Below are 12983 nucleotides of genomic sequence, written 5' to 3'. Positions count from 1 at the left end.
CGAACCGTTGCAGCTAATCATACTTAATCCAGTGCTGACCCTTCTATTTGCATAAAAATCCCAGCCGATCTTCATACTAAAGCGAGGCCATTATAGGATACGAAGAAAGAGTGGAATTTCTTGTGAAGGATGCTGGGAAGAAAACCGAACCTGAATTGCTTAGCCGGACGCTTCAAGCGCTTAATCATTGTGCGGACCTCGTACACCAGAAGTTCCCCCTTCACGCCATAGATCTGGTTTATTTCGCCCACCTGACGGGAAAAGAACAACTGCGCAAGGATGTGCTCGAGCCGTTCGGCGCAGTTGACAACCACGAGGCTGTAATCAAAGAGAAGCTTACGCAAAGCCAATATGTGCAAGCCACTACTTCGGAGCAGGTAACACAAGGCATACTTGGCGGACAAGTTGCCATTTACTACGGCGGTCAAGCTTTTCTGTACGACTCGTATTCACCGGATGCCCGCTCCATCACGTCATCGGATACCGAAACCGTCATCAGCGGACCGCAGGATTCGTTCACGGAATCAATAAGCACAAATTTATCCCTCATCCGCAGACGACTTCAAGACGCGCGGTTAAAATCGCTATCCTTCAAGCTCGGCAATACGTCTGCTTCGACGATGTCTCTCCTATATCTCGAAGGCGCAGCCGACCCCGATGATGTGCAGCTGATGTGCGAGAAACTGCGCGGCATTCAAACCGATACCGTACTCGATACGAACACGCTCACGCAGTATTTGGACCCTAGAAGTTTCACGGTTTTCCCTCAGTTTCTAACTACTGTGCGTCCGGACGTAGCTGTGAGTAAGCTTGCAAAAGGCAATTTAGTCGGTCTGCTGGACGGAAGCCAGGTCGCATTCAGCGCACCTGCTACTTTCTATGAATTTTTCTCCTCATCGGACGATTACTATATGTCTTGGCTTGTCTCATCCGCTATACGACTTCTGCGATATATCGCTTTGTTTATTACGCTGGGCTTTACCGCGTTCTATGTTACTGTTGTCACCTATCACTATGAGATGATCCCGCCTTCGCTGCTAAATAACTTGATGGAGTCCCGTAACAAGGTACCGTTTACGCCTTTAATGGAAGCCATCATTATGGAGTTTACCATCGAGCTGCTCCGTGAAGCAGGAGCCCGTCTGCCAACCAAGGTTGGGACAACCATCGGTACCGTTGGAGGAATAGTCATTGGCCAAGCTGCCGTACAAGCCGGGATAACAAGCAATATTCTTATTATTTCCGTATCGATTTCCGCAATAGCATCCTTTGTCATTCCGAGCTACTCCATGAGCTCTGCGATACGGCTATTTCGGTTTGGCATCATTGTACTGGCTGGTTTGCTTGGCAACTTCGGATTCGTTATCGGGCTTGCATTATTCGTCATCCAGCTGTCCGGAAAAAATGCGTTCGGTGGTGCCGGTGCGTACATGTCACCTGGCAATTGGCTCGATATGATCATACGCGCGCCGGTGCAATGGATTGATAAAGCCAGAAAGCACGCCAAATCGTCCACACGCTAGGAGTTCCCTATGAATGCGAAACTAACTTTTTCACAAATTATTATCCTGGCCATTACGTTACAGTACGGCATTATTTCGTTCGAAATGCCGCGTTTTCTCGCTGAAGAGTTTGGCTACAATGGGTGGCTGGTCCTGTTCGGATTCGGTGCGATCGCAACCCTAAATATATGGCTGATTGCCTTGGTCTACCGATACGGCAATGGTATCAGTATTTACAAGATCGCAAGACGAATACTGCCCATTGGTATCGTGAATCCCCTCTTCAGCCTGCTTGCTTTGCAATGGATTGTTTTAGGCGTCTTGATCAGCAAGCAATACTTACTAATCTTGCGCTCCACGTCGTTTCCGACAATTAACCCTCTCTATTTATACATCCTGCTCGGAGCTCTCGTTCTATTGATGTTGAGCAAAGGCATTTTCGGTATCGCCACGGCTACCGTGATTTTCTTTGTTTGTGTGTTCTGGCTGCTTATCTTGGTACCGCAAACGTTACTCAATCAATTCAACTTGGCTCGCTTCACGCCTTATATGTTCAAAGATGCGGCGTTTACCTTAAGGGGTATCCTCAACATCTATTTTGCATTTCTAGGCTACGAATTGTGCCTATTGCTATTTCCCTATTCAGGCAAAAAGACTCGCTTAATGCAAGGTTTTCAAATCGCAAATCTCGTAGTGACGTTGGTTTATTGTTTTATTGCGTTCCTAACTTTCAGTTTCTATAGCTTCGAACAGTTAAAGCAGCTCGCCTATCCTTCCTTAAGTACCTTATCATTTATCCGCTTCCCGTTCATACAGCGCGTAGATGATTTCATCTTCAATCTCTTTCTGCTGCGAGCCCTTATTATTACAACCATGTATGTCTGGGCGGCACTTGAATTGATCAAAAATATGGTGACAACGGCGAGGAAGCGACTTATTCCTTATATGGCACTGGCACTTCTCGCGGTGTTCATCGTGACGTGGGAGCGCGGCGATTTGCAGAAAACCGAACTATGGCTTCACTACGCGGGCATATCAGAAATCGGAGTCGCGTTCCTATTGCCGGCATTGCTGCTTATTCTCATATATATTCATCATTGTAAGGGGCGGCGAAAACATGTATAAACGAGCATTTATGCTTCTTCTGCTCCTCTTGCTTTCAGGATGCATCAAAGAACAGAAGCTCGAGGACTTAGGAATGGTAAACAGCGCGGCTGTCGACGCAGTGAAACAAGAGGATGGCACCTCGAAAGGAACCAAAATCACGGTTGCCGTTGCGATCCCCCGCATTGGGCCCGGAGGGCAGACACAAGTGACTAATTTGCAGACGGAATCGGAGTCTACGAAGGAAGCACGCCGTAAGCTTTCGCTCAAAACGAGCCAAATACTCGTCTCCGGCCAGCTTCAGAATTTGATATTCGGCAATGAACTCGCAGCAACCGGAATATGGAAATACTTAGATTCCTATCGCCGCGACTATTCGGTTGGCGAGAAGATCCGTATCGTCATTGCAAATGGGAGCGCGGTTAACTTACTAACCCATCCATACCCGAGTATCCCCTCCATCAGTGATCATATCAGCGCTCTCATCGAGCAGGAAGGGAAAATAAACGAAGTGCCTTCCGGCGACCTGTACGCATTTGTTCGCGATTATTACGATGACGGCATCGATCCGATTCTACCGCTGATCGCGCAGGAGAAGGATTACGTGCAAATTGACGGAATCGCACTATTTAGGGACGACAGTTACAAGGGTATGCTGGGATCCGACGAGGCTGTCCAGTTCTTAATGATGCTTAAGAACATGAAGAACGGTGAGCTGCTTCTTAAATTCACCAATAACGTTACGGGCTTACAAGAAAGGGCTATGCTCTCTCAATTGATTACGAAACGATCGATCTCCGTTCATAAGGTCGGCTCCTCGCATGAGGTCACGTTAAATGTCCGGGTCAGCGGCATTATTCTTGAATATGACGGCAAACAGCATCTGGAGAAAGATACTCCCTTCACGCAGCTGGAGCAGGAAATGTCCAAAGCACTGCGTGAAGAATTACAGTCGATCGTTAACCGGCTGCAATCGCTCGGCACAGACAGTTTAGGTTTCGGCATCGCCGTACGAAACAGCGTGTCCTACGAAGCTTGGAAACGTCTCGATTGGAAATCCATCTATCCTAAACTGCCTGTCAAAGTTACCGTCCAAATCAAGGTCAGAGATACGGGGATGATTGAATCCTAAATTTGCAGATCACTCAAATTCATTCCTTCAACATAGAACTGCTCCGGCGTCACCGGACCATTGATCGAACTAACTGTGAGCTGCTCCCCGGGAAGCAGCGTCACATAATTGCGATCCAAATGGATACGCTGACTGGCATCCCGCTGTATCACATAAACGCCAACAGCAGCCATTTCAGACAAATTGGCCAAAGTGAGCTGTTCCGGAAGGTCGCCTTGCCGAACTCGAACCTCTGCCGCAGGCAGTCTCCTGAGCGGTTCAAGCGGACAAGCTGCGTTCACGGTAAAAAGGTACTCATTCGTTGCAAGCTGCTGATTATGCTCGTCGCATACAGCCAAACGTAAGATCAGCACAGAGCCCGGCACATCCTCTACTTGCCATTCCAGCTTGCCAATATAGCCGTTCAAGCGACCTACCTCAGCCAAGAAACGCTGGCTTTGGATCACCGATCCGTCTGCCTGCACCAGTTGTGCTTCCACTGCAAACGGTACGATCTGCTGATCGGCCCGATCCGCATGCAGGAAAATCTCGCTGCCAAACGACTCGCCTACTCGGTAAGAAAGACGCTTATACTGCGCAGATACATGCAAACCGCCAAATACTTTCTTCATTGCATAGTAAACCGGCTTTGGCATCCCATCATATTCAAGCATGGAGGTGTTGGCATTGTTGGCGAACGGTTCGTTGCCCATCCAGATCATAAAACCCGATGATCGCGGCTCTCTTCGACGTGTCGCCTCCGCCATGTACCGCAGCGATTCCAGCTGCAAATACCGGCTAGCCTGACAATATTGCTCCAGCTCATCCCGCTCCTTGTCCCAAGGACCAAACATATCGGAGAGCTGCTCCCATTGAATCCACCATGCGCCGCGATGCAGCCAATAAGCATTATCCCTTGTAGGCGGCCATGGGGACATGCGATCAGCTAGCCCGCGAATCCGCTCCACCCTTGAGGTTCCGGGCGTTCCTGTCTCCGTCTGGATCAAACTGTCATTGTGATTGAAGAATCGATAGTGGTTCTCCTCTCCCAGGTACAGCCACGGTCCATGAACATCGTGATGAAGCCCTTTGCCGAACTCCTCCTCGGTTGCGCCGAATCTCGGGCCGGACGCGCTTGACGGGAAGAACTGACGGCCGGGGTCAAGCTCTTCTACCAGCTTCTTCAACATCGCAATATTCCCATGTCGCTCATCTACCGGCGAGAAATTCTCCCACATCAGCTCATTCCCGCCGCACCATGCCATCAAACTCGGATGCGAGCGCTTCTCGATCACGGCAGCCCGCGACACCCGCGACAGCTCCTTCAGAAATGCGGCATTATCCGGCGGACAATTGTTCAGCCCGCTGGATGATTGCAGAAACTCCTGCCAGACAAGCAGCCCATTACGGTCACAGTATGCGTAGAAGTCTTCCTTCTCCGTAATCGCGCCGCCCCATACGCGAAGCAAATTCACGTTCATCGCCTTAAATCGACCAAGGTAATGCGCATAATCTTCGCTCGTGACCCCACCGAAGTACGGTGAAATCGGTACCCAATTCACGCCATTCAAGAATACCCGCACGCCGTTCGCCAGCAGCGTATAAGGCAGCGCACCGGCACGGGAATCCTCGTTCTGAACAAACTGAAGCGTGCGAAAAGCAACTGTCTTTGCATCTGCTGCACATTCTCGTCCATCCGCATCATAAATTATAACCCTCGCCTGATAGATCGGCTGCTCCCCATAGCCGTTAGGCCACCAGCGGCGAACGGTTTCAATCGACATCTCATGTTCTAATCGACGTACGCCACCGCCCCGAACTTCATAGGTACTCGCTTCTCGATGTACCTGTTCGCCATACTCATCGAGTAATTCACAAGCCAGCGTGTAGCTGCCAGGCCGCCAAACTTCAGCTTCCAAACCATACTTCACCACGCCGCCCACACCATCCTCGGCAGGAACAGCCTTCGGATAGAAATCAATCATCTTCAGCGCTGTATAACTGCGCAGGCTTACATCCTTCCATATGCCAACAGGCACGATGCGCGGGCACCAGTCCCAGCCGTAATTGAAGCGCGACTTCACCTTGCTGATCTCATTCGAGTAGCCAATCTGCCCATCCACCTCAGGACTCGGCAGAAAAACGAGCTGAAGCCGATTCTCTTTCCCAGCACCCACTCGCAGCTTAGCCGCAACCTCAACGGTTACCGGAAGGAACATCCCTTCGAAGGCTGCAATTTCCTCGCCGTTAAGATAGATGAATCCGCTGTAATCCAATCCATCGAACACCAATTCACAGCGGTCCTGCACCCAATCCTCCGGCACTTCGAACCTTCGTTCATAAACCCAATCCCGATGGTTCACCCACTCCAGCTCCATGCTCCGCAAGCCTTCGTTGGGATCAGGCAGCCAGCCCGCCGCGATCAAATCCCTTTGCACTGCACCCGGCACTACAGCCTTCATTGCCGGCAGCATCGGGTTGATGCTAAATCCCAGCTCCATGCTCATACCGAGCTTCCACTGGTTGCGATTATAGCCGGTCACTGTCCATTCCTTGCCGCTAAGCAAGATGAGATTACTCATAAACAAGCCCCTCTCAAGAGTTCGTGTTCAAGGTGAAACGGATGCCCGCCTTCTGCTGCTTGACTACTAAATACTAAAATGGAAAAAGCTGCATATTGCTTATTCCAATTCGTCAACGATGACTTCTCCTCCTGCTCTGAGAATGCGAATCACGGTTTATAACACTTGCGGCATAAAAAAAGTCGAGAAGCGTCCATCGGACTCTCTCGACACACTTTAATAGATATAGCTTCAAGAATAATCAAACCAATCTTTAGCCTAACCCTGCAAGAACCAGCGTCAGCGCGCAAAGCAGCACGTTGACGACCATTACGGCAAGCTGCGCAGGTTTTCGCTTAACCGCTGCGATGAAAGCAGTGAGCGATTCGTTCCGGAGGTTTTGCTCTAGGTAGCTTTTGCACGAAATTTGAAAAATTCCCGCAACCGTCAAGCTGTTCGCCCGCATGATCAGCCATAACCCCGGATTCCACGCCCCTAGCACGATCAGCATTGGGGAAATGAGTACAGCAATATGGTAGAACCCGATCTGCTGCTTGAACGTGTAAATGACGAAGTTCCAATTCCATAACGTGTAGGCGATCGCCCAATAGATCATCGCTTCGTTTGTCGTGACGTAATACGTTCCGAGCCACTCCCCTTGCAGAACGAAGGACGATGCTATCAAAGCTATGCCCGAGATGACGTTGTAATAGCTTCGATTCTTGTAATCGGTTAGCATCGCTTCCAAGATATTGATGCGAAGCAGCCACACAATGGTAGGAACGAGCCAGTTGTCCGGGAAGAAACCGAGGAAGGTGACGACAACCAATATTCGCCCGATCAGCAGCGTAGAGAGCTTCAGCTTTTCAAAGAAATCTGCCTTCAAAATCAATAAAATAACGATCGGAACGACGACATTTATGATGCCATTCCCATAAAGCGGAGAGAATGCGGTAATGACCGTTCCACCGATGATTACAGCCAGAATGAGTTCAAATAGAATGGATTGCGGCAGCGGTGCTGGCTTCATCGACATTGAAATTCCTCGCAGTTCATGTGTGTTGTGAAGCTATTCGGTTGATATCATCGCTTTCAATGAGCGGCGTCGAATAACCGTGTTTGGTGATTAATATCATGGCTCGCCCGACTTTATCCGATGATGTCATGGCGCTCTTGAAACCTCTCTCCAGCAGCGGATAGAACGGTCTCATTAGGATGTAAATGGCTTGATAAAGCTTGGTCTTAGACCTCACACCATGCCGAGGAATAATCCCGCCGGGCCTGAACATGTAAGCGGCTTTAAACGGCAGCTTCAGCAAATCGTTCTCCGTTTTCCCTTTTACTCGCGCCCACATGCTGCGACCTTTCTCCGTGCTGTCCGTACCTCTGCCCGTCACGTAGATGAACGTCATCTGCGGGTTCAACCGTGCCAATGTCTTCGCCACACTGAGCGTCAAATCATAAGTAATCGCGGTATAACGCTCCTCGCTCATCCCTGCAGACGATATGCCAAGACAGAAGAAACACGCGTCAAAGCCTGTTAATCGATTCTCGATCGCAGATAGATCCAGCAAATTAGCCTGTTTGATTTCAGTCAATTTAGCATGTTTCTGTCCCGTCACATTCCTTCCGACTGAGGTAACCGCAGTCACTTGCGGATCTACGAGACATTCGCGAAGTGCGCTTTGCCCAACCATGCCCGTTGCGCCGAATAATAGTACGTTCATCATGAAATCCCCCTCTCGTTTCTTCATCTAGTATCTACCAACGATAGCAAATTAAACGAGCGCTGAACAGTAGATTTCAAGGCCGATCGTGTCCAACTCGCAGATTTACTTATGTAAATAAATAAGGCTGAGCAGGTTCCCCCTGCCCAGCCAGCTAATCCGCCACAAGTTCATGCAAAAGTTCCGCCTTTAATCGCTCCGTTTCCTGGACCAGCGCATCCATATCCAGCACGGCGGATGTCAACACAGCCCGCTCCGGCGATAGCTGCGCGTAGCTCCGTTCAATTCGCTCAGCAAAGTCTGACGGACTAATCGGGAAGCTCGCACAGGCTGCAACCGCACCTTTCTCATTCAGCATATACGTCCGATTGAGCGCAAATAACACCTGCGTCATGCAGCTCACCGCGCGAAACAGGTGACCTGCAACATAGGATACGTCACCGCGCTTCACACCTTTATGCGCGTTGGCAATCGAGAACCCCGCCTCCCACATGAAGTTATCCGCAACCGCCTTCCGCAGCGCATCCGGATATGGCTTACATAAGCGCTTAAGCTGCTCCATTCGTCCATTCGGATCCCATAAGATTCGGCAAGCGGCCGCTTCTCCCATATAGATGGGGCTGCAGAAGGCGTGCGGATGACCCGGCTGGTAATCGACGGAGATGCTGCCACGCTGGCAGTCCATCGCTACAGCGGTTACTTTATCCAGCTCCCGGTATAGCAAATCGACTGCCATTCCTCCGATACGGAGCCAGCCTCCTCCATTGATCCATGGCCCCCAGCCCCCCATTGGCGTGACGAGCTCTTCCCTTCCCGAGTCGTCCAGCTCTGCCGCAGCCGCAGACAGAGCTGCGATATCGACCGGCTCGGCTGCATCATAATAGATGCCGATATCCGCATCGGATTCAGCGGTATGCGTGCCTGTTGCGCGTGATCCGCCGAGCGCAATGCCTGCAATGCCGGGAACTTGCTGCAATCGCTCTACGATAAGCGCCAGTCGTTGTTCCATTTCCACCATCATCACCTCCGTTTCCTGCATGTCCGCCTGCTTATTATTCCCCTTCGATCTCAATCTCTTCAACGACCCGGATATCAGGGTTATAGAAGAACAGCCTCTTATCCAAAATATGCACATAATAAACCTTATCATCGCTCAGCTTCTGTGTGGTGTGATCCAGTAGATTCAGCCGATATAGCTTCTTGCTATATTCACTGTTGTTACTGAAATAGAGCCGATCGCCTTGAATATTAATATTGCGCGCATCCAAATCCGAGATTTTCGTTAAAGCCGATCCATCTGCATGCATGGTGTACAGCTTCCCTTTGAAATTGAAATACAGAGTTTGACCCTTCACTTCGACCCAGGTGATGTAATCCCCCGTGAGCAGCTTTTTCTTATTGCGTCCATCGATGTCCATCACGAATAACTTCTGAGCTTCAATGGTGTAATAAATCTTTCCATTCGTCACCGCGATACTGGATACCTGGTATTTCTCAAGCAGCTCTCTGGATGTGCCGTCCAGCTTCATGCGATACAGCGGCTTATACATATAAGTGCCCTGCGTATAGTAAATCCAATCCCCAACTACGGATACCAGGTTTGCCCCCAGTCCAAAATCATGCACAAGCGTCCGGTTCGACCCATCGATATCACACTTGAAAAGCTTGTTGTCGCTTGTATAGTACAATTGCTTCCCAACCAGATTCAGAGCCCCAACATACTTGTCCTCACTAACCAGTTGACTCTCCGAGCTATCGTACTTCTCTTTATATAACCTGCCGCTATCATCTTGATTGTTGTAATAGATCCATTCTTTATCGCTTACATACCAGCCGCCGTTATTGAGATTGCCAATGGAGTTGCCATGAATCGGTTCCGAAATAGCAGTGTGGATCTGAACGTGATGGTCCTCGTATTGCACTGTTGCTCCAAACACCTCCGAGAGAACTCGAAGCGGCACGAGCGTTCGTCCTTTAATCAGCTTAGGTGCTGCCTGAAGCATAAGCGGCTCCTCATTAATCGAGATCGTCTTTGAGCCAATCTTCATGCGAATCGTTGCGCTTCCTTTGGTGACGATTACTTCATTGTTGCTCCATCCTGTTAGTCGGCCGCCCAGCTCATCCACGACAAAACGAAGCGGGACAAATACGGTTCCATGATCATTCATCGGCTTGGTATCGAATTCAATCATGCGATCATTTACCGAAACTGTGATAGCTTCCGCTTGCACCTCGGCTGCTTGTGCGAAGCTGCTTTCCGAGCTTAGGAGGCATGTGCATACCAGCATGCCAATCAACCATTTCTTCATCATATGGACACCTCGTCTATTGGAATAAATAGCTGGAAACGGACTCGCTTTCCTATCTAGACGAAGCTCAGAGGAGATAGTTGCACATTAAGGGCAAAACAAAAGCTGTCCCAAAAGCCATAAACAGCACTTCTGGGACAGCCTCTCACTTACTTCTTATAGCGTAAACTCTTTGCCGCCTGCATTGACCTTCACGCCGGAAGCATCGCCATACAGTACTTTTACGTCGATCTCATGCTCGCCATCAACCTGCTTCTGACTGTACGTTCCCCATGCGCGGCCCGTGCTCCAGAAGCCGGTATAATCCGCTTCATTAATAACGGGCGCGAACTTCATCTGGCCGCGAGCCATATCGAATTCGAAGCCGCTCAGTGCAATCAAGAGCCCCCAGCTGGACATCGACCTTGCATAGTGATGGCCGCACTCCACTTCATTCCAAGGGCTGCGGCGGAATCCGTCTTGGCGGTCGCGCACAGCTTTTACAATCGTAAGCCCCTCTTCAATGAACCCTTCGTAGATCAGATGCGTCGCCACATGGTACTCAATACCGGTCCACACCTCGTCGGAATACACGAATGGCAGCTTCGGACGGCCGCCTTCCGGCCACGAGCACAGCACTAAGCCCTTCTCATCATTAAGGGTATATGTCCGCTGGCAATTGACATGGTTGTAGAAATCTTCTTTAAAGTTATGCTTGAACACCGCATGAATCGCGCTTTGCACACGTTCCTTCGGCAGCAAATAACCAAGTCCGTACAAATGCGCAAGCTGCTGGCCAAGCAGTTGATCCGACAAACAGCCAATCCCATGCTGATACTTATGCGCATCCACGTCTTCGAGACGCTGCACATAGTACTCGCCGTTCCAAGTCAGCTCATCGAGTTGCTTGGAGCTCGTTTCGAATGCAGCCGCATACTTCTTCGCCGTTTCTTCTTCACCCAGATATGCAGCCATCTCGGCTCCCGCGCGAAGCGCTCCTAGGAAGAATACGCCCGTAAGCGGGTTCGGTCCATAGAATTCAATATCATACGTATTATGCTGCACGCCATCAAACACCAGGTCGCCATCGGTATCCCAGTGCAGCGGCGCGTAATTCAACGTTTTCTGAATCGAAGGCCACAGCTCGCGCAGAAAATCATCATCGCCTGACAGCTTCCACTCGCGGTAGGCGCGCATGATGGTGCCCATCTGGCCGTCGGCAGCGGCAGGAGCAGAAGTGCCTTGCCATGTCCACTCCGACTGGAACATCTTAAACGCGCGGAAATTCATTTTGCCATCTTCTTCGACTTCCGTCAGAAACTCCGTTCTGCGCATGCTCTGCTCCAGCTCAGGGAAGAGGAAAGCAAGCGTTTGAGCGTAGTTCCATACATGCGTACAGCTTCCGTCGCAGCACCCTTGATGATCGAAGCAGCCCTCATAGCCGAAGAACCGCCCGTCAATAAACCGGAAGCAGGTCGGGCTGCGCAGCACCGTGATGTTGCTCGAAATGGCATCAAGCACATGCGAGGGGAGCGTGGACGAGAACAGCGCGCCGTGAAACAGCTTCGTTTCTTGCGTCAACCGCGCTTGATTACTCACCAGGTAAGAGGCCGCAGACCATGCGCTGTCGAACAAACCTGCATAATAGTTCTGCGTGATATGGCGGTCCTCATCCTTCACGCATATATGATCATTCCAGCCGTTGACGCGGTTTGGAAAATGCCATGCCAGCACGAACGCAAACGTCTTCGTCTCGCCGGGAGCCAACCTCTCGCATACGCCGAGGGAGCCCGTATCCGTCCGGTTCTTCTCGGAAGGCGTATCGTAGCCAAGGTCATTCAGCTGGCCATCTTGGACAAAATCATCCCAGAACTCTTGCAGAAAATCGTACCAGCCGCCGCGAAACCACGCGCGTTTATGAGTTACCATCGGATTCGTCGTCACCAGAGAAAGGCTGCCGAAATTCAGTTCCCCTTCGCCAAAAGCGTTCGAGGTGAAGTTCAAGCCGGAGATCCCGCCATCCTCACGAAACTCGTTAAAGTTTCCGCCGGTATTCCGTAAATCCAAGTTACCGAACGAGTCATAATTCAATCCGCCGATCGGATTCATGAGCGAGCCTGCGATCGTTACGTCGACCGTTTTATTCGAAGTATTGGTGACTGTGTAAGTCATATATGCGCCGGGAATGCTGGAATCGTTCGTATTCAGCGGAATAAACGGCGTGAACGCTTCAAGCGAAACCTGTACAGGCAGCTCCTTATCTTCAAAATCCACCCAAACGAGCGGATACTCGCCGCGCATTGTCGACTTCTCAAGACGAGGCAGTCCGGCGCCTGTAATCGGATGGTAGCCATGGGAGCGACTGTGAGGCAGCGGTAATCTCGACTCCAGCACCTTCGCTACCGGCGCTTCGCCTTCTTGCTTCGCCCAGATGGAGAAATAAGTGTTCGGCAGCAGATCGCCTTTGCCCGGGCGGTTAAAGATTTCCCAATCTCTAAACTCCCCGCGGCTGCCGATCGAGATATTCCCCGTCCCGATTCCGCCTAGCAGAAAAGCCGCTTCCTTCGCTTCCTCCGAATATGTACGCTGCCCTGATGATTCGAATAATTGCTCTTTCGAATAAACCATTTGTCGATCGCTCCTTATAGGCTCGTTTATGGTTCTGCTATAAATAATGTGCTGTTTAAGAC

General features: G+C 50.5%; 9 protein-coding genes. 3 read left to right on the top strand and 6 right to left on the bottom strand.

Annotated elements, in window-relative coordinates; genetic code table 11:
- Positions 1-110: 110 nt before the first annotated feature.
- The 3 genes from AC50Y3_RS00765 to AC50Y3_RS00755 are packed head-to-tail and all read left to right on the top strand — an operon-like array spanning position 111 to position 3738.
- Entirely contained in the window at positions 111-1523 is a 1413-nt protein-coding gene (locus tag AC50Y3_RS00765; protein WP_494816877.1) for a spore germination protein, read from the top strand.
- Positions 1524-1532: 9 nt separating this feature from the next.
- Positions 1533-2627, top strand: coding sequence for a GerAB/ArcD/ProY family transporter (locus tag AC50Y3_RS00760; protein WP_494816876.1), 1095 nt, complete (start codon positions 1533-1535; stop codon positions 2625-2627).
- Positions 2620-3738, top strand: a complete 1119-nt coding sequence (locus AC50Y3_RS00755; RefSeq protein ID WP_494816875.1) for a Ger(x)C family spore germination protein — start codon at positions 2620-2622, stop codon at positions 3736-3738. The genes AC50Y3_RS00760 and AC50Y3_RS00755 overlap by 8 nt, the downstream gene beginning before the upstream one ends.
- Here AC50Y3_RS00755 and AC50Y3_RS00750 read toward each other — a convergent pair.
- From AC50Y3_RS00750 to AC50Y3_RS00725, 6 genes are all read right to left on the bottom strand, one after another.
- On the bottom strand, positions 3735-6299 hold the full coding sequence (locus AC50Y3_RS00750; RefSeq protein WP_494816874.1) for a glycoside hydrolase family 2 protein: 2565 nt from the start codon (positions 6297-6299) through the stop codon (positions 3735-3737). The genes AC50Y3_RS00755 and AC50Y3_RS00750 overlap by 4 nt on opposite strands.
- 253 nt (positions 6300-6552) lie before the next feature.
- Entirely contained in the window at positions 6553-7314 is a 762-nt protein-coding gene (locus tag AC50Y3_RS00745) for a hypothetical protein (protein WP_494816873.1), read from the bottom strand.
- Between the two features lie 16 nt (positions 7315-7330).
- Positions 7331-8008, bottom strand: a complete 678-nt coding sequence (locus tag AC50Y3_RS00740; protein WP_494816872.1) for an NAD-dependent epimerase/dehydratase family protein — start codon at positions 8006-8008, stop codon at positions 7331-7333.
- Between the two features lie 151 nt (positions 8009-8159).
- On the bottom strand, positions 8160-9044 hold the full coding sequence (locus tag AC50Y3_RS00735) for a nucleotidyltransferase domain-containing protein (protein WP_494816871.1): 885 nt from the start codon (positions 9042-9044) through the stop codon (positions 8160-8162).
- Positions 9045-9057: 13 nt separating this feature from the next.
- Positions 9058-10317 carry a DUF5050 domain-containing protein gene (locus AC50Y3_RS00730; protein ID WP_494816870.1) on the bottom strand — a complete coding sequence of 420 codons (1260 nt, stop codon included), beginning with the start codon at positions 10315-10317 and terminating at the stop codon, positions 9058-9060.
- A 153-nt stretch (positions 10318-10470) separates the two neighbouring features.
- Positions 10471-12921, bottom strand: coding sequence for a GH116 family glycosyl-hydrolase (locus AC50Y3_RS00725; RefSeq protein WP_494816869.1), 2451 nt, complete (start codon positions 12919-12921; stop codon positions 10471-10473).
- Between the last annotated feature and the right edge of the window lie 62 nt (positions 12922-12983).

This window comes from Paenibacillus sp. J22R98 (genome assembly GCF_059383835.1).
This window is presented reverse-complemented; position numbering and strand designations above follow the sequence as displayed.